Raw genomic sequence first — 16,909 nt, 5'->3', positions numbered from 1 at the left:
GCCCCCGTCGGCTTCGCCGACTCCCCCGGGATATTTCTGACCAAGAAGAAGGACCGAAGCGCAGGGACTGGCGTCGCCCGGGGCGGCGTGGCACAGGGGGAGCAAAAGGACGCCGCGATGCTCAAGACCCGTCTCGTTCCCTGCCTCGACGTGGCCGACGGCCGCGTCGTCAAGGGCGTGAACTTCGTCGACCTGGTGGACGCGGGCGACCCGGTGGAGGCCGCGATCGCCTATGACGCCGCCGGCGCCGACGAGCTCTGCTTTCTGGACATCAACGCCACCCACGAGAACCGGGGCACCATGTTCGACGTGGTGCGCCGCACGGCGGAACACTGCTTCATGCCGCTGACCGTGGGCGGCGGCGTCAAGAGCGCCGAGGACGTGCGCGCGCTGCTGCTCGCCGGCGCCGACAAGGTGAGCTTCAATTCCGCCGCGGTGGCCGACCCGACGGTGGTGGCGCGCGCTGCCGACCGTTTCGGCAGCCAGTGCATCGTGGTGGCCATCGACGCCAAGCGGGTCGGGCCGGGCAAGTGGGAGATCTTCACCCACGGCGGGCGGCGGGAAACCGGGGTGGACGCGGTGGAGTTCGCCGCGCAGGTCGAACGCGAGGGCGCGGGCGAGATCCTGCTGACCTCGATGGACCGGGACGGCACGAAGGCGGGCTTCGACCTCGACCTCACGCGGGCCGTCGTCGACCGGGTCGGCATCCCGGTCATCGCCTCGGGCGGCGTCGGCACGCTGGATCACCTCGTGGCGGGCGTGACCGAGGGCGGCGCGAGCGCCGTGCTCGCGGCCTCCATCTTTCACTTCGGCACCTTTTCCATCGCCGAGGCCAAGGCACACATGGCCGCGGCCGGCCTCCCCGTGAGGCCGGCATGAACGCGCTGGACCGGCTGGCCGGCACGATCGCCGCGCGCGCGGCGGCGGACGCCGAAAGCTCCTGGACCGCGAAGCTCCTCGACAAGGGGCCCGAGAAATGCGCCGAGAAATTCGGCGAGGAAGCCATCGAGGCGGTGATCGAGGCGGTGAAGGGCGACCGGGCCCGCCTGACGGCCGAGGCCGCGGACGTGCTCTACCACCTGCTCGTGATGCTTCAGGCGCGCGGCATCGCGCTCGACGAGGTGCTCGCCGAACTCGACCGCCGCGCCGGCACCTCGGGCCTCGACGAGAAGGCGCAGCGCGAGGGGTGACCGGGCCTTGCGGCCCGGCAGGGCCCGGCACAGCAAGCGCCGCCCCGGCTCCGCCGGTCCATCATCCCGGCCCGAAGGCTCCGGGAGGGCGACACGGCCCCTTTCAGCGGCCGTCGCGCGGGGCCGGCGCACAGCCGCCCTGCGCGGGCGCAGGGGACGACGGGTGGCGCCGGGGCGCCCGGCGCGTTAGGCCGTCCCGCGACGAGAGGGAGTCCCGCGCCATGTTCTATCGCCCGGAGGACGGCCACGGGCTGCCGCACAGTCCGTTCAACGCCGTGGTGACGCCACGGCCCATCGCCTGGGTGTCGAGCCGCGACCGGGAGGGGCTGAACAACCTTGCGCCCTACTCCTTCTTCAATGCCGTGGCCTATGTGCCGCCACAGATCATGTTCGCCTCGACGGGGGCGAAGCCGGATCAGGGCGACGCCAAGGACAGCGTCGCCAACATCCGCGACACCGGCGTCTTCTGCGTCAATATCGTCGAATACGCGATGCGCGACGCCATGAACGCGAGTTCCGAGACCCTGCCAAGGGAGGTGGACGAGTTCGCGCATGCCGGGGTCGCCGAGACGCCCTGCGACGCGATCGACTGCGCCCGCGTCGCGGGCGCGCCGGCCGCGCTCGAGTGCCGGCTGACCCGGATCGAACGTCTGCCCGGCCCGGCGAACCACGTCGTCTTCGGCGAGGTCGTCGGCGTTCACCTGCGCGACGATCTGCTGGTGAACGGCCTTCTGGACGCCACGCGCTACAGGCCGCTCGCGCGGATGGGCTATCGCGACTACACGCGGGTGGACGAGGTCTTCACCCTCGCCCGGCCCGACGACCGCTGAGGCTCACTCGGCCAGTTTCGCCTCGAGCGCCTCGATGCGCGCCTTCAGCGCCTCGTTCTCCTCGCGCGCCTTCTGCGCCATGGCCCGGACGGCGTCGAACTCTTCGCGCGTCACGAAGTCGCGCTCCGCGAGCCAGCGGTCGATCATCGAGTTCATCGCCGTCTGCGCCTCCTCGCGCGCGCCCTGCGCGACGCCCATGGCGTTGGTCATGAGCTGCGACATGTCGTCGAAAACCTTGCTGCGGGACTGCATCTGTCTCTCCGGTGTTACCTTCCCTGCCCATATGGCCCGCCGAGGGCCTGCGCTCAAGGCGAAGCGGCCCGGCGGGGCCGATCGGCGGCGCGCGGCCCCTGCCGGGGCGCCTCGCTTGACGGCGCGGGCGACACAGGGCACCTGAGGCGTCATGCTGGCCGCGATCCCCTTTCCCGATATCTCCCCCGAGCTTTTCTCGATCGAGGTGTTCGGCGTGCAGTTCGCGCTGCGGTGGTATGCGCTTGCCTATATCGTGGGCATCCTGCTCGGCTGGCGCCTCGCCGTGATGGCGGTGAACCGCCCGCGGCTCTGGCCCGGCGGGCAGGCGCCGATGACCGCGGAGCAGGTGGACGACCTGCTCACATGGGTGATCCTCGGCGTGATCCTCGGCGGGCGGCTCGGCTTCGTGCTCTTCTACCGGCCCGACTACTACCTGGCGAACCCCGCCGAGATCCCGATGCTCTGGCAGGGCGGCATGGCCTTCCACGGCGGCTTCCTCGGCGTGGCGATCGCCGCGCTCCTCTGGTGCTGGCGCACGGGCGTCGCGCCGCTGCGCGCGGCCGACGTGATGGCGCTGGCGACGCCGCCCGGGCTGCTCCTCGGCCGGATCGCCAATTTCATCAACGCCGAGCTCTGGGGGCGGCCCACCGACCTGCCGTGGGGCGTGATCTTTCCGGGCCGGCTCGCGCAGGCCTGCGGGCAGCCGGTGGGCGAACTCTGCGCGCGCCATCCCTCGCAGCTCTACGAAGCGGCGCTCGAGGGCGTGGCGCTGGGCGCGGTTCTGATCTGGCTTGCCTGGCGGCGCGGCGCCTTCGCGCGGCCCGGCCTCGTCACGGGCGTCTTTCTCTCCGGCTACGGCCTCGCCCGCTTTCTCGTGGAATTCGTGCGCCAGCCCGACCCGCAGTTCGTCTCCGAGGGCAATCCACTCGGCCTCGCGTGGCATGTGGACGGCGTCGGCCTGACCATGGGACAGATCCTGTCGCTTCCGATGCTCGCGGGCGGCCTCGCGCTCGCGCTCTGGGCGGTGCGCCGAGGCAGCGCGGCGCGCGCATGACCCCGCTCGGCGAGCGTCTCGAAGCCCGGATCGCGCAGGAGGGCCCGCTGTCGCTCTCCGACTACATGACCGAGTGCCTCTGGCATCCCGAGCACGGTTACTACGCGACGCGCGACCCGCTGGGCCGGGCGGGCGATTTCACCACCGCGCCCGAGATCAGCCAGATGTTCGGCGAGATGCTGGGCCTCGCGCTGGGGCAGGCCTGGCTGGATCAGGGCGCGCCCGAAGGGATCACCCTTGCCGAGCTCGGGCCGGGGCGGGGCACGCTGATGGCCGACATGCTGCGGGCGGTCGCGGCGGTGCCGGGGTTTCTCGACGCGGCCGGCTTCCACCTGGTGGAAGCCTCGCCCGCGCTCCGCGCGCGCCAGCGGGAGACCCTGGGCGACCGCGCGGTCGTCTGGCATGACGCGGTGGGCGGACTGCCGGCGGACCGTCCGCTCTTTCTGGTCGCGAACGAGTTCTTCGACGCGCTCCCCATCCGGCAGTTTCAGCGCGCCGAGGGCGCGATGTGGCAGGAACGGCGCGTCGGCCTTTCGGAGGGGCGCCTCACGCTCGGACTCGCCGGGCCGGCGCCGCAGCCCGCACTCGACGATCGCCTCGCCGACACGGCGCCGGGCGACGTGGTCGAGGTCTGCGCCGCCGCCCCGGGCATCGCCGCCGAGATCGGCGCGCGGATCGCGCGGAACGGGGGCGCGGCGCTGATCCTCGACTACGGCGACTGGCGGTCGCGCGGCGATACCTTCCAGGCGGTGCAGGGGCATGCATATGCCGATCCCTTCGCCGCGCCCGGCGACGCCGATCTGACCGCGCATGTCGATTTCGAGGCGATCGCGCGGGCTGCGCCCTGCGCGCACGCGGGCCTCACGCCGCAGGGCGTCTTTCTGGAGCGGCTCGGCATCACGGCACGGGCGCAGCGCCTCGCCGAGGGGCTCGCCGGTGAAGCGCGCGCGCGCCACGTCACGGCCCATCGCCGGTTGACGCACCCGGAAGAGATGGGGACGCTCTTCAAGTGTCTCGCCCTTCATCCCGAGGGCGCCCCGCCGCCCCCCGGAGTGGACCCATGACGCTGGAGGTCATCACCGCCGACGCGCTCGCGCCGCTGCACCACGGGTTCTTCTCCCGGCGGGGGGGCGCGTCTTCCGGCGTCTTCGCAGGGCTGAACTGCGGCCCCGGCTCCTCCGACCAGGCGGAGATCGTCGCGCTGAACCGGTCGCGGGCGGCCGAGGCGCTCGGCGTCGCGCCGGAGCAGCTCGTGACGCTCCACCAGATCCACTCGGCCGAGGCGGTCGCCCTCGACACGCCGCCCGCGACTCGCCCGCGCGCCGACGGCATGGCGACGGCGACGCCGGGGCTCGCCCTCGGTGTGCTGACGGCCGATTGCATGCCGGTGCTTTTCGCCGACCCCGAGGCCGGCGTGATCGGCGCGGCGCACGCCGGCTGGCGCGGCGCGCGCGCCGGCGTGCTGGAAGCGACGCTTGCGCGCATGGCCGAGCTCGGCGCCGAGGCGGGGCGCGTCACCGCCGTGATCGGCCCGGCGATCAGCCAGTCCGCCTACGAGGTGGGGCCGGAGGTCATGGCGACCTTCCTCGCCGACGCCCCGGAAAACGCGCGCTTCTTCGCCCCGGGGCACGGCGATCGGTCGCAGTTCGATCTTCCGGGCTACGGGCTCGCGCGGCTCCGGGAAGCCGGCGTCGGACGCGCCGAATGGATCGGGCAATGCACCTATGCCGACCCGGCGCGCTTCTACTCCTTCCGGCGGGCGACCCATGCGGGAGAAGCCGACTACGGCCGCCTGCTGTCGGCGATCCGGCTCTGAGCCGCGCGGCAGCGGATACCACGCGCGCATTCGGCAGCCGCTCCCCCTGCCCCCGGTTGCGACAGGAGACAGGCGGTGCAGGTGATGCCGGCACACCGGGACGACGCTGGCCCTGCGGGCGAGGCGCCCCTTGCCTGAACCTGGCGTGCCGGCGCAGCGGCAAGGACGGCACAGCCGCCACCGTGCCCCGGAGCATTCGGCGATTCGAAGGCGCCCGCCCGGATCGCGCGCAGTCCGCGCAACAAACAGCGAACAATCGCGCCGATTGCGTGGCGATCGGCCACCGATCGACCACAATGGTCGCATTTCTTTGACAGCAATGTGGAAATCTGGCTTAACTGAGCCTCGACAAGGGCAAAATCGACTTGTCCGTCTGCGGCGCTGGTGGGGGCCGGCGCGGATGTGACCGACCTTCACGGGTGTTCACATGACCATGCTGCCCCGCCGCGACCCGCCCGCGGACACATGTTTTACCGGACTGGCCGATCTTGGCCGGTTTGCTCAGCCAGACAGGCGGCCTCGGCGCGACACCTCTCTCGCGCGTGTCATCGAGGCCGCCTCTCTGCGGGCCGACGGGGGGACGGAGACCCGCCGGCATGTCGTTCCGGATCATCCCCTGTTTCTCGATGCAGCCGGCGCGATGGCGCGGGGCACGATCGTGCGGACCACCGCGGGCCCCGTCGCGGTCGAGGACCTGATGCCCGGCGATGCGCTGATCGGGCCGGGCGGGTGCGCGGCGACCATCCTCTGGATCGGCGGCATGCAGATCGCGCCCGACGCAGATGGTCCGCCCCCCCTCACCCGCGTGATGCCGGACGCCTTCGGCCCGGGCCGGCCGGAGGCGGATCTTCTTGCCGGGCCGGGGGCGCGGCGCCTGCACGCACAGCCGGCGCTCCGGCAGATCAGCGGCGCGTCGGAGGTGCTGACGCCGCTGCGGGATTTCCGCGACGGCGAGGGCGTGATCGCCGTCGCGCCGCCGCGTCCGGTGCAGGTCTATCACCTGCTGACGGAACGCCACACGGTCTTCGACGCGGGCGGGATCCTGCTGGAGAGTTTCCACCCGGGCCTGCGCGCGGACGAGATACTGGAGCCGGAGCTTCGCGCGCGATTCCTCGCGCTTTTTCCGCATCTGACGGAGTTTGCCGGCTTCGGCCCGCTCGGCTGGCCAAGGGTGTCGGGCGAGACGCTGGCGCGGCTCACCGCCGCCTGAGGCTCAGGCCGAGCGGCCCAGCCGGTGTTCCAGAACGTCGAAGGGTACGCCCGGCTCCTGCTTGGCGGCGCGGATCACGAGCGAGGTCTTGACGCTGGCCACGTTCTCGGCCGCGGTCAGGTCCGACGTCAGGAAGCTCTGGAAGGTCGAGAGGTCGGGCGCGACGCACTTCAGGATGAAGTCCACCTCGCCGTTGAGCATGTGGCACTCGCGCACGAGCGGCCAGGCGCGGCAGCGCTCCTCGAAGGCGACCAGATCGGCCTCGGCCTGGCTGACGAGGCCGACCATCACGAAGACCTGCACCTCGAAGCCGAGTTCATGCGCGTCGACGCGCGCATGATACCCCTTGATGTAGCCCTGCTCCTCGAGGGTGCGGACGCGCCGCAGGCAGGGCGGCGCCGAGATGCCGACGCGCCGCGCCAGCTCGACGTTGGTCATGCGGCCGTCGGCCTGAAGCTCCGCGAGAATCTTCCGGTCGATCGGATCGAGGCGCGACGACGGCATCCATGTCTCCCCTGGGATTGCGGGTCTTATAGCAACGAGCGCGGCGCGCGCAATAAAGTTTCACGCGCGCGCAATTTTCTTAAGCCGGCCCGCGCCGGAACGCCGCGTCCACGGGCCTTTCTCCGCCGGGGCGCATCGCATATATGCTGGAGCCGGAATATTGTGGAGAGCGTCATGGGCGAGACACGGCACACCAGGCTTCTGATCATCGGCTCCGGCCCGGCGGGCTACACCGCGGGCGTCTACGCCGCGCGCGCCATGCTCGAGCCGCTCCTCGTGCAGGGGATCGAACCCGGCGGGCAGCTGACGACCACCACCGAGGTCGAGAACTGGCCCGGCGACACCGAGGTGCAGGGCCCCGACCTGATGGTGCGGATGGAAGCGCATGCGCGCGCGGTGGGCTGCACGATCGAGAGCGACATCATCACCGCGCTCGACCTCGACGCCCGGCCGTTCACGGCCACGGGCGACAGCGGCACCACCTACACCGCCGACGCCGTGATCCTCGCCACCGGGGCGCGGGCGAAGTGGCTCGGCCTGCCCTCGGAGGAGAAGTTCAAGGGGTTCGGCGTTTCGGCCTGCGCGACCTGCGACGGCTTCTTCTACCGCGGGCAGGAGATCGTCGTGGTGGGCGGCGGAAACACCGCCGTCGAGGAGGCGCTGTTCCTGACCAATTTCGCCTCGAAGGTCACGCTGATCCACCGCCGCGACGAGTTGCGCGCCGAGAAGGTGTTGCAGGACCGCCTGTTCAACAACCCGAAGATCGAGACGCTCTGGTTCCACGCCCTCGACGAGGTGGTGGGCACCGAGGATCCGCTCGGCGTCGAGGGCGTGCGCGTCAAGGACGTGCGCACCGGCGCGGTGAGCGAGATCGCCTGCAAGGGCGTTTTCATCGCGATCGGACACGCACCGGCCAACGAACTCGTCAAGGACCGGCTCGAGACGCATCACGGCGGCTACGTCAAGGTCGAGCCGGGCACCACGCGCACCTCGGTGCCGGGCGTCTTCGCCGCGGGCGACATTACCGATCACGTCTACCGTCAGGCGGTGACGAGCGCCGGCATGGGCTGCATGGCCGCGCTGGACGCGGAGAAGTTCCTCGCCGAGCTCGGCGTCGCGGAGGGCGCGCAGGCCGCCGAGTGAGCCCACGGGCGCCGGCCGTGACCGGCCGGCAACACCCGGGGAGGACACCCTTGCATCCGGTCAACGGTCGATACAATGGGTGCGCATCCGATTTACGTCCGGCGGCCGCCGCGCACTGAAAGCCTTGTCATGACCGAAAACCTCGCCCCCCTGCCCGAACTCTACGTCTCGTCGGAAAGCGCCCAGAAGCTGAAGGCCGAGGCCGCGGATCTCGTAAGCTGGGATCTCACCCCGCGCCAGATCTGCGATCTGGAACTTCTGATGAACGGCGGCTTTCACCCGCTGAAAGGCTTCCTGTCGGAGGCGGATTACCACTCCGTCGTCGAGGGAATGCGGCTCGCCGACGGCACGCTCTGGCCGATGCCGGTCACACTCGACGTCTCCGAGGATTTCGCGGAAAAGGTCGAGGTCGGACAGGACATCGCGCTGCGCGACCAGGAGGGCGTGATCCTCGCCACGATGACGGTCAGCGACAAATGGGTGCCGGACAAGGCCCGCGAGGCGGAAAAGGTGTTCGGCGCGGACGACTCCGCGCATCCGGCGGTGAACTACCTGCACACCACGGCCGGCCGGGTCTATCTCGGCGGGCCGGTGGTGGGGATCCAGCCGCCTGTGCATTACGACTTCAAGGCCCGGCGGGACACGCCGAACGAGCTGCGCGCGCGCTTCCGCAAGCTCGGCTGGCGCCGGGTCGTCGCCTTCCAGACGCGCAACCCGCTCCACCGCGCGCACCAGGAGCTCACCTTCCGCGCCGCGCGCGAGGCGCAGGCGAATCTTCTGATCCATCCCGTCGTCGGCATGACGAAGCCCGGCGACGTGGACCATTTCACGCGCGTGCGCTGCTACCAGGCCGTGATGGACAAGTACCCGGCCGCGACGACGACCATGTCGCTGCTGAATCTCGCGATGCGGATGGCCGGCCCGCGCGAGGCGGTCTGGCACGGGCTCATCCGGCGCAACCACGGCTGCACCCACTTCATCGTCGGCCGCGACCATGCCGGCCCCGGCAAGAACAGCGCGGGCGAGGATTTCTACGGTCCCTACGACGCGCAGGAGCTCTTCCGCGCGCACCAGGACGAGATCGGCATCGAAATGGTCGATTTCAAGCACATGGTCTACGTGCAGGAGCGCGCGCAATACGAGGCCGCCGACGAGATCGAGGAGGGCGCGACCGTCCTCAACATCTCGGGCACCGAACTCCGCCGCCGCCTGCGCGAAGGGCTCGAGGTGCCGGAGTGGTTTTCCTTCCCCGAGGTGGTGGCGGAACTGCGCCGGCGCTATCCGCCGCGCGCGCAGCAGGGCTTCACCGTGTTCTTCACGGGGCTGTCGGGCTCGGGCAAGTCCACCATCGCCAACGCGCTCCTCATCAAGCTGATGGAAATGGGCGACCGGCCGGTGACGCTGCTCGACGGGGACGTGGTGCGCAAGCATCTCTCCTCGGAGCTCGGTTTCTCGAAGACGCACCGCGATCTCAACATCCAGCGGATCGGTTTCGTCGCCTCGGAGATCACCAAGAACGGCGGCATCGCCATCTGCGCGCCCATCGCGCCCTATGCCACGACGCGCCGCACCGTGCGCGAGATGATCGAGCACTACGGCGCCTTCGTCGAGGTGCATGTCGCCACCAGCCTCGAGGAATGCGAGCGCCGCGACCGCAAGGGTCTCTACAAGATGGCGCGCGAGGGCAAGATCAAGGAGTTCACCGGCATCTCCGATCCCTACGACGAGCCGGAGACCCCGGAGCTTCGCGTCGATACCGAGGGGCAGGACGTGGACAACTGCGCCCACCAGGTGCTGCTGAAGCTCGAGAGCATGGGCCTGATCGCCGGCTGAACCGGGTGCGCGTCGTCGCGCTGACCTCGATTCCGCCGCGGCTGCCGCATTTGCGACCGACGCTCGCGTCGATCCTCGGCCAGCGGCCGCGGCCCGATCGGGTGCTTCTCTGCCTGCCGCGGCGCTACCGCCGGTTTCCCGGTCCGGTCACGCCGCCCACCCTGCCCGCCGGTGTCGAGCTGCTCTGGAGCGACGAGGATCTCGGCCCCGCGACCAAGGCGCTCGCGCCCGCGCGGGCGCTCGCCGGGACGGAGGCGGTGCTGGTCTACTGCGACGACGACTGGATCTACGGGCCCGGCTGGCTCGCCGCGCTGACGGAGGGGCCGGAGACGGCGGTGCGCGCCGGCGCGGGGTTCTCGGCAGAGGCGCTGCGGCGCCGGCCCGACCGGCCCCCGGACGGCGAGACCGACGTGGCCATGGGCTTCGCAGGTGTCGCCATCCGCCCCGGGATGCTGCCGCCCTTGGCGGAGGACATCCCGCCCGAGGCCTGGGCGGTGGACGACGTCTGGCTCTCGGGCGTGTTCGCGGCCGAGGGCCTGCCGATCCTCCTGCGCCCGGCGGCGCGCGCGGCCTGCACAGCGCGCGTGCTGCCGGGGCCGGAGCTGCAAAGAAGCTGCGTCGGCGGGCTCACCCGCGCGGAGGCCAATTTCGCCGCCGCCGCGGCGGTTCATCGCCGCTTCGGTGTCTGGCCGCCGCGCTGACCGCGACGGCCCGCGTTCAGTGCACCGTCACCGGCGCAAGGTCGTTCTGCCGCGCCAGCACGAAGGCGAGGTTGCGGTCACGCACAAGCGCGAGGCGCTCGCCCTCGGCGCTGTGCACCGCGTAGAGCGTGTCGATGCCCTCGGCCTGCTCGCGCAGCTCCTCGGGCAGTTCCGCGACTTTCACGGGGCGGACATAGACGATCTGCGCCTCGTCCGCGTCGCCGAAATCGAATCGGGTGTTCATTGCGCTCCCCCTTTCCTGATGCTGATCGTCTGCACGACGCTTTCGGGCCGCTGCCGCGCGAGGTCTATGTGCAGCAGGCCGTTCTCCATCATGGCCTCGCCCACCTCGACGCCATCGGCGAGCACGAAGCTGCGCTGGAACTGCCGCGCCGCGATTCCGCGGTGCAGGAACACGCGCTCGGCCTCGTCCTCCTCGGCCTGGCGACCGCGCACGACGAGCTGTCGGTCCTCGACGGTGATCGAGAGATCGCGTTCCGAGAAGCCGGCCACCGCCAGCGTGATGCGCCACGAACAGTCCGACGTCTGCTCGATGTTGTAGGGGGGATACCCGTCGTTGCCGGATTTCGCCGTGCGTTCGAGCAGCCGTTCCAGCTGATCGAAGCCCAGCATGTGGGGGTAGGCCCCCAGACCCATCTTGCTCATCGACATGTCCTTTGCACAAGCGACCGTCTTGCGCGCCGGCCCCGTTGCGGCGACCGGGCGCACGGGAAATATGGGCAGGCCCCGCCCCCCGCGCAAGGTCTTTGCCGGGCGCGCTGGCTGCGCTAGACTGCGCGCACCCCAAAGGAAGGCGCGCGATGAACATCCCGCTCGATCTCTCGATGAAATCCGAGGAGGTGCTCCGCCACGAGCTCGAGGTCTACCGGGCCGAGCACCGCGACCTCGACGAGGCGATCGCCGCGCTCCAGGGCCGCGGAACGGCCGACCGGCTGACGCTGCAGCGGCTCAAGAAGAAGAAGCTGCAGCTCAAGGACCGCATCGCCTACATCGAGGATCTGCTCTATCCCGACATCATCGCCTGAGCAGAGGATCGCCTGAGCGCGGGGCGTTGCGCCCGCCGCGCCCGATCCTGTAGGGCACGCCGAGACACGCGGAGGAGCGCATGGGGCAGCCATCGGTCGGCATCATCATGGGCAGCCAGTCGGACTGGCCCACCCTGCGCGGCGCGGCGGAGACGCTCGACGCGCTGGACGTGGCGCACGAGGCGCGCATCGTCTCGGCGCACCGCACGCCCGACCGCCTCTGGCGCTACGGACAGGAGGCCGCCGGGCGCGGGCTCCGGGTCATCGTCGCGGGCGCGGGCGGCGCGGCGCATCTGCCGGGCATGATGGCCTCCAAGACGCGGCTGCCGGTGATCGGCGTGCCGGTGGAGACGCGCGCGCTCGGCGGGCTCGACAGCCTCTATTCCATCGTGCAGATGCCGCGCGGCTTTCCGGTGGCCACCATGGCCATCGGTGCGGCCGGCGCGGTGAACGCGGGGCTCATGGCGGCGCAGATCCTCGCGCTCTCCGATCCCGACCTTGCCGGGCGGCTCGAGCGCTGGCGCGCCGATCTCTCCGCGTCGATCCCGGAGGCCCCGCAGGATGAGTGATCCGCTCCCGCAGGGCTCGGTCATCGGTCTGCTGGGCGGCGGACAGCTCGGGCGGATGCTGTCGGTCGCGGCCGGGCGGCTGGGCTATCGCACCCACGTCTACGACCCGGCGCCGGCGCCGCCGGCGGGCGATCTGGCGCATGCCGTGACGACCGCGGGATGGGACGACGCCGCGGCGCTCCGGGCCTTTGCGGCCGGCTGCGCCGTCGTCACCTACGAGTTCGAGAACGTCCCCGAGGCGGCCCTCGACGCGGTCACGGCGGAGGCACCGGTGTACCCTGCGCGCCGCGCCCTCGCGGTCAGCCAGGACCGGCTGGTGGAAAAGGCGTTCCTGCGCGATCTGGGCCTCGCCACCGCCGAGTTCGCCGCGGTGGACGACGCGCCCGACCTCGCCGAGGCGATGGCAGAGGTGGGCCTGCCCGCGATCCTCAAGACGCGGCGGCTCGGCTACGACGGCAAGGGGCAGGCGCGCATCGACCGGCCCGAGGACGCGGAAGCCGCGCTCGCCGCCATGCAGGGCGCGCCCGCGATCCTCGAGCGGCGGGTGGAGTTCTCGCACGAGGTCTCGGTCATCGCCGCGCGGGGGCTGACGGGCGAGACGGTGGCCTATGACCCCGGCGAGAACGTGCACCGCGACGGCATCCTGCGCACGACCACGGTGCCCGCACGGCTCTCGGCGGCGCAGCGCACCGACGCCGCGCTCCTCGCCGGGCGGATCCTCGACCGGCTGCGCTACGTCGGCGTGATCGGCGTGGAGATTTTCGTCACGCCCGAGGGCCTGCTCGTCAACGAATTCGCGCCGCGGGTGCACAACTCCGGCCACTGGACACAGGCAGGCTGCGCGGTGGACCAGTTCGAGCAGCACGTCCGCGCCATCGCCGGCTGGCCGCTCGGCGACGGATCGCGCCATTCCGACGTGGTGATGGAAAACCTGATCGGCGACGAGGTGGCGCGCGTCCCCGCGCTCGCGCGCGAGCCCGACGCGGCGCTTCACCTCTACGGCAAGGGCGAGGCGCGGCCGGGGCGCAAGATGGGCCACGTCAACCGCGTGACGGGCCCCGCGCGCCGGTCCTGAGGCGCGGCGCCCCTCAGGCGAGGAAGCGCGCCGCCACCGCACCGGCCATGTAGCGCGGCACGCCGGCGGCGAAGGTCGCGCCGATCCGCCCCTCCGCGTCGGTGACGACGAAATCGGCCCGCAGCCCCGGCGCGAGGCGGCCGCGGTCGTCGAGACCCAGCATCGAAGCCGGCCGCTCCGAGATCGCCGCCCATGCAGCCGGCAGGCCGATCCGCAGCGCGAGCCGGAGCGCAGCCTGCGGGAGCGCCGGGAAGTGGTAGTCGGAGGCGAGCGCCGTCACCAGCCCCTCGGCGACGAGCGCCTCCGCCGCGACCTTGCCGTCGTGCGAGCCGCCGCGCACCACGTTGGGCGCGCCCATCACCACCGGGTCGCCCGCGGCCGCCGCCGCCTCGGCCGCCTCCCGCGTCTCGGGGAACTCCGCGACCGTGACGCCGCGCGCGCGCCAGGCGGCGCAGTCGGCGGCCGTCCGGTCATCATGGCTGCCCAGGGTGACGCCCTCTGCCGCGAGCCGCGCGGCGAGCGCATCGAGCGCGGCAGGCACCTCCGGCCCGCGGGCGTGGAGGCGCTGCATGAGCGCCAGATGCGCCTCGGGGCTGCGGCCCGACTTCAGCGCCTGCCCGGTGAGGCGCGGGGGCCTCAGCCCTTCGGCGAGACGGGCGTGCGGCAGGTGGTCGTTGAAGACGACGTAGCCCACGCCATGCGCCGCGACCGTCTCTTCGACGGCGGCATAATCATCGAGCATATGCGTCTCGAGGCGGAGTTGCGGGCGCAGGTCGGTGCCGCCCGCGTCGAAGGCATCGAGCGCGGCGAGCACGCGGCGCGCGAACTCGGGGCTGCGCATGCCCCCTTCCCAGCTCCAGAACTGCGCGAGCACCGCGGTGGTGATGCCGTTCGCGGCGAGCTCGGCTTCCGCCGCCGCGAGCCCCGCGCCGAGGTCGGCGAGCGCGCCGCGGCGCGGCGCGAGGTGACGCTCGAAGCCGTCGCCGTGGGCGTCCACGATCCCCGGCAGCACGCGGAAGCCCGAGAGGTCGACGCGCCGCGCGTCCGCCCGCGGCGTGTCGAGCAGCCGGCCGTCCGCCACCGCGATCTCGCCCGGCGCGACGCGGCCGTCGCGGAGCACCTCCGCCCCGGTCAGGTGCAGCGGCCTCACGAGCCGAGGCCCGGCAGCCGGCGCAGCGCGTCGGCGAAGCTCATCTCCGGGTCGAAACGCCCGGTGTCGAGGAAGGTCAGCACCTGCGCGATCACCAGCGGGTTGTTCATCATGAAGGTATGCGTGACCGGCAGCACGATGTGGTCGTCCATGCCCTCGACCCGCGTGGCCGCGACCCCCACCTTGCCGTCGTCGGACCCCGGGATCATCGCCGAGAAGACCGGGTTGAGCGAGCGGTCGCCCGCGATCACGCCGAGTTCGAAGCGCACGGGCGGCAGCCGCGCGGGCAGGTCGTCGGTGCCGAGCTGCACGCCCGCGGGACCGTGGAGCCACCGGAAAAGCTCCCAGCCGCCGAGTTCGTCCACCAGCGGACTGCCCTGGTTCGGCGGCGCGAGCATCACCGCGCGGCTCCCCTCCGGCAGCGGATGGCGCTCCGCCCAGACGCGCAGCAGGATGCCGCCCATGGAATGGGTGACGAAATGGGGGTGCGCGTCCCCGCACCGCGCCACCGCGCGCGGCAGCACCGCGCCCACCAGATCCTCGACCGGGGCGGCGGTGGAGGCGTAGCCGGGCGCGACGACGCGGTGGCCCGCGGCCTCCAGCACCGTCTCCATCAGCAAGAAGGAATCCTCCGTCCGCGCGAGCCCGTGCAGCAGCACGACGCACTCGGCCCGCGCGGAAAGCGCGGGAAAGAAGAGAAGACAGGCGAGGGCAATGCGCCGCAGCATGGGAGGGACATAACCCCTCATGCCGCGGCGCAGAAGGGGCGGCGTCAGCCCGCCCGCCCGAGAAAGCGCGGACGGAACAGCCGCTCGGCGATCGCGCCCAGCCCGGCAAGCGAGAGCGCCAGCACGAAAAGCCAGCCGAGCAAGGGGATCACGCCGATCGCCCCCGCGACCAGTGCGCCGAGGCCTGCGCGCAGCGCCTTCTCGCCGATGGTGACGGGCTCCGGCCGTCCGACGGCGATGAAGAGGCCGACGCCGAAGGCATAGACCCCCACCACGTAGCCCGAGACGGCCGCCACCATGGAGAGCAGCGCGACGGCCGGGATCGCGAGAAGACCGATCACCGTCAGCGCGAGGATAACCATCGCGCCCGCGATCACCGATTGCGTCAGGAAGCCGATCCAGAGCGTGCCGAAGGGCGCGTCGAGCAGGCGGCGGCGCATCGCGGCGAGCGCCTCGGGGATCAGCGCGGCGACGAGCGTGGCGAGCGCCGTGAGCCCGACCACCACGGCGATGAAGCTTCCGAGGACGTGCCCGGCATTCACCGGCGCAAGCTCCTCGATGCCGTCCCAGTCCTCCATCTCGCGGCGGGTGATGCGCTCGTCGGCGACGATGCCCTCGGGGATCTCGATCGCGCCCTCGCGCGCTTCGTAGATCACGAGCGGCCCGCCGATCTCGGCCGCGTCGCCGAAGGACACCGACCGCGCGGCGAGGTGGACCTCGCCGGTGATCGGGGCGTCGATGCGCACCCGCTCGGCCGCGACGGCGGCGTGCCCTGCGACGGGGCCGCCGATCTCGACCTCGGACCCGGAGGCGCGCAGGTCGGCGCCGATCTCGCCCGTGCTGATCCGGTAGCCGAAGAGCGTCGCGTCCCCCGAGACCGGCGCGTCGAGCGCGATCTCGAAGCCGGCGGCATAGACGTCGCCGCCCACCGGCGCCGCGACGGTGAGCCAGCGGCCCGCGATCACCGCGTCGCCGCCCACCGGCGCCCGGCTCTCGACCCGCTCCCCCAAGGCGAAGAGGTCGTCCGTCCCCTCACCCGCGTGGCGGACGCTCTGCCCGGCGATGTAACGGTCGGCGCCGATGCGCGTCTCTGAGGTCTCCTCTCCTTGTGCGCCCGCGGCACCGGCGAGCGCGAGCGACACCACGGCGCTCAGCAAGCGAATCATGACATGCACTCCCTCGTCCCGACACGCGCGATCCTAGGCGCGGTCGGGGGCGCGCACCTTGCCCGGAATCAACCGCGCACACGAAAACGGGGGCCGCATCGCTGCGACCCCCGCGGAGCTTTCGGCCCGGGCGTGGCTTACATCATGCCGCCCATGCCGCCCATGTCGGGCATGCCGCCGCCGGCACCGCCGCCGGCACCTTCCTTCTGCGGCTTGTCGGCGACCATCGCCTCGGTCGTGATGAGCAGGCCGGCGATGGAGGCAGCGTCCTCCAGCGCGGTGCGCACCACCTTGGCCGGGTCGATCACGCCGAACTTGAACATGTCGCCGTATTCGTCGGCCTGCGCGTTGTAGCCGAACTTCAGATCGTCGGACTCGCGGATCTTGCCCGCGACGACCGAGCCGTCGACGCCCGCGTTCTCGGCGATCTGGCGCAGCGGCGCCTCGAGCGCCTTGCGCACGATCGTGACGCCGGCGTTCTGATCGGGGTTGGCGCCGGTGAAGCCCTCGAGCGCCTTGGCGCCCTGCACGAGGCTGACGCCACCGCCGACGACGATGCCTTCCTGCACCGCGGCCCGGGTCGCATTGAGCGCGTCGTCGACGCGGTCCTTGCGCTCCTTGACCTCGACCTCGGTCATGCCG

At 71.8% G+C, this 16,909-nt stretch carries 21 protein-coding genes; 13 read left to right on the top strand and 8 right to left on the bottom strand.

Going from position 1 to position 16,909, the window contains the following annotated elements:
• Nucleotides 1–117 precede the first annotated feature (117 nt).
• The 3 genes from hisF to ACESL7_RS04385 all read left to right on the top strand — a co-directional run bounded on the left by hisF (nt 118) and on the right by ACESL7_RS04385 (nt 2,020).
• The gene (gene hisF, locus ACESL7_RS04395) at nt 118–879 is read left to right on the top strand and encodes an imidazole glycerol phosphate synthase subunit HisF (protein WP_372891826.1); all 762 of its coding nucleotides are present in this window, start codon (nt 118–120) and stop codon (nt 877–879) included.
• Complete coding sequence (locus ACESL7_RS04390; RefSeq protein ID WP_372891824.1) at nt 876–1,190, top strand: phosphoribosyl-ATP diphosphatase; 315 nt, start codon at nt 876–878, stop codon at nt 1,188–1,190. The genes hisF and ACESL7_RS04390 overlap by 4 nt, the downstream gene beginning before the upstream one ends.
• Before the next feature lie 221 nt (nt 1,191–1,411).
• The gene (locus ACESL7_RS04385) at nt 1,412–2,020 is read left to right on the top strand and encodes a flavin reductase family protein (RefSeq protein ID WP_372891822.1); all 609 of its coding nucleotides are present in this window, start codon (nt 1,412–1,414) and stop codon (nt 2,018–2,020) included.
• 3 nt (nt 2,021–2,023) lie between these two features.
• Here ACESL7_RS04385 and ACESL7_RS04380 read toward each other — a convergent pair whose 3' ends face one another.
• On the bottom strand, nt 2,024–2,272 hold the full coding sequence (locus tag ACESL7_RS04380) for an accessory factor UbiK family protein (RefSeq protein ID WP_372891820.1): 249 nt from the start codon (nt 2,270–2,272) through the stop codon (nt 2,024–2,026).
• Nucleotides 2,273–2,423: 151 nt separating this feature from the next.
• Here ACESL7_RS04380 and lgt point away from each other — a divergent pair, with 151 nt between their 5' ends.
• The 4 genes from lgt (at nt 2,424) to ACESL7_RS04360 (ending at nt 6,352) form a co-directional block, all read left to right on the top strand.
• Entirely contained in the window at nt 2,424–3,326 is a 903-nt protein-coding gene (gene lgt, locus ACESL7_RS04375) for a prolipoprotein diacylglyceryl transferase (protein WP_372891818.1), read from the top strand.
• Entirely contained in the window at nt 3,323–4,390 is a 1,068-nt protein-coding gene (locus ACESL7_RS04370; protein WP_372891816.1) for a class I SAM-dependent methyltransferase, read from the top strand. The genes lgt and ACESL7_RS04370 overlap by 4 nt, the downstream gene beginning before the upstream one ends.
• Nucleotides 4,387–5,142 (top strand): peptidoglycan editing factor PgeF, encoded by a 756-nt coding sequence (gene pgeF, locus ACESL7_RS04365; RefSeq protein ID WP_372891814.1) that lies wholly within the window; start codon nt 4,387–4,389, stop codon nt 5,140–5,142. The genes ACESL7_RS04370 and pgeF overlap by 4 nt, the downstream gene beginning before the upstream one ends.
• A 640-nt stretch (nt 5,143–5,782) precedes the next feature.
• Entirely contained in the window at nt 5,783–6,352 is a 570-nt protein-coding gene (locus ACESL7_RS04360; RefSeq protein WP_372891812.1) for a Hint domain-containing protein, read from the top strand.
• Nucleotides 6,353–6,355: 3 nt separating this feature from the next.
• Here the strand turns inward: ACESL7_RS04360 and ACESL7_RS04355 are convergent, their stop codons facing one another.
• On the bottom strand, nt 6,356–6,856 hold the full coding sequence (locus ACESL7_RS04355; protein WP_372891810.1) for an Lrp/AsnC family transcriptional regulator: 501 nt from the start codon (nt 6,854–6,856) through the stop codon (nt 6,356–6,358).
• Nucleotides 6,857–7,030: 174 nt separating this feature from the next.
• Here ACESL7_RS04355 and trxB point away from each other — a divergent pair, with 174 nt between their 5' ends.
• From trxB to ACESL7_RS04340, 3 genes are all read left to right on the top strand, one after another.
• The gene (gene trxB, locus ACESL7_RS04350) at nt 7,031–7,999 is read left to right on the top strand and encodes a thioredoxin-disulfide reductase (RefSeq protein WP_372891808.1); all 969 of its coding nucleotides are present in this window, start codon (nt 7,031–7,033) and stop codon (nt 7,997–7,999) included.
• Nucleotides 8,000–8,128: 129 nt separating this feature from the next.
• Nucleotides 8,129–9,832, top strand: a complete 1,704-nt coding sequence (locus tag ACESL7_RS04345) for a bifunctional sulfate adenylyltransferase/adenylylsulfate kinase (protein WP_372891806.1) — start codon at nt 8,129–8,131, stop codon at nt 9,830–9,832.
• A 5-nt stretch (nt 9,833–9,837) separates the two neighbouring features.
• Nucleotides 9,838–10,533, top strand: coding sequence for a glycosyltransferase family 2 protein (locus tag ACESL7_RS04340; RefSeq protein WP_372891804.1), 696 nt, complete (start codon nt 9,838–9,840; stop codon nt 10,531–10,533).
• 16 nt (nt 10,534–10,549) lie between these two features.
• On the opposite strand, the gene ACESL7_RS04335 is transcribed toward ACESL7_RS04340, so the two are convergent.
• Both ACESL7_RS04335 and ACESL7_RS04330 read right to left on the bottom strand, forming a co-directional pair.
• Complete coding sequence (locus ACESL7_RS04335; protein WP_372891802.1) at nt 10,550–10,777, bottom strand: DUF1150 family protein; 228 nt, start codon at nt 10,775–10,777, stop codon at nt 10,550–10,552.
• Entirely contained in the window at nt 10,774–11,199 is a 426-nt protein-coding gene (locus tag ACESL7_RS04330; protein ID WP_372891801.1) for an Hsp20 family protein, read from the bottom strand. Before ACESL7_RS04330 ends, ACESL7_RS04335 begins: the two co-directional genes overlap by 4 nt.
• Nucleotides 11,200–11,354: 155 nt before the next feature.
• On the opposite strand from ACESL7_RS04330, the gene ACESL7_RS04325 reads away from it, so the two are divergent.
• The 3 genes from ACESL7_RS04325 (at nt 11,355) to ACESL7_RS04315 (ending at nt 13,223) form a co-directional block, all read left to right on the top strand.
• The gene (locus ACESL7_RS04325) at nt 11,355–11,579 is read left to right on the top strand and encodes a YdcH family protein (protein WP_372891799.1); all 225 of its coding nucleotides are present in this window, start codon (nt 11,355–11,357) and stop codon (nt 11,577–11,579) included.
• 80 nt (nt 11,580–11,659) lie between these two features.
• Complete coding sequence (gene purE, locus ACESL7_RS04320) at nt 11,660–12,148, top strand: 5-(carboxyamino)imidazole ribonucleotide mutase (RefSeq protein WP_372891797.1); 489 nt, start codon at nt 11,660–11,662, stop codon at nt 12,146–12,148.
• Nucleotides 12,141–13,223 carry a 5-(carboxyamino)imidazole ribonucleotide synthase gene (locus tag ACESL7_RS04315; RefSeq protein ID WP_372891795.1) on the top strand — a complete coding sequence of 361 codons (1,083 nt, stop codon included), beginning with the start codon at nt 12,141–12,143 and terminating at the stop codon, nt 13,221–13,223. The genes purE and ACESL7_RS04315 overlap by 8 nt, the downstream gene beginning before the upstream one ends.
• 13 nt (nt 13,224–13,236) lie before the next feature.
• On the opposite strand, the gene ACESL7_RS04310 is transcribed toward ACESL7_RS04315, so the two are convergent.
• From ACESL7_RS04310 to ACESL7_RS04295, 4 genes are all read right to left on the bottom strand, one after another.
• On the bottom strand, nt 13,237–14,373 hold the full coding sequence (locus ACESL7_RS04310; RefSeq protein ID WP_372891793.1) for an alpha-D-ribose 1-methylphosphonate 5-triphosphate diphosphatase: 1,137 nt from the start codon (nt 14,371–14,373) through the stop codon (nt 13,237–13,239).
• Nucleotides 14,370–15,101: an esterase/lipase family protein gene (locus tag ACESL7_RS04305; protein ID WP_372891791.1), complete on the bottom strand. Its 732-nt coding sequence runs from the start codon at nt 15,099–15,101 to the stop codon at nt 14,370–14,372. Before ACESL7_RS04305 ends, ACESL7_RS04310 begins: the two co-directional genes overlap by 4 nt.
• Before the next feature lie 44 nt (nt 15,102–15,145).
• Complete coding sequence (locus tag ACESL7_RS04300) at nt 15,146–16,267, bottom strand: DUF8173 domain-containing protein (RefSeq protein WP_372891789.1); 1,122 nt, start codon at nt 16,265–16,267, stop codon at nt 15,146–15,148.
• Nucleotides 16,268–16,404: 137 nt separating this feature from the next.
• A partial coding sequence (locus ACESL7_RS04295; protein ID WP_372891787.1) for a TCP-1/cpn60 chaperonin family protein occupies nt 16,405–16,909 on the bottom strand: 505 nt, incomplete at its 5' end.

Source organism: Rhodosalinus sp., assembly GCF_041685465.1.
In the GTDB taxonomy this organism is placed as follows: Bacteria; Pseudomonadota; Alphaproteobacteria; order Rhodobacterales; family Rhodobacteraceae; genus Rhodosalinus.
This window is presented reverse-complemented; position numbering and strand designations above follow the sequence as displayed.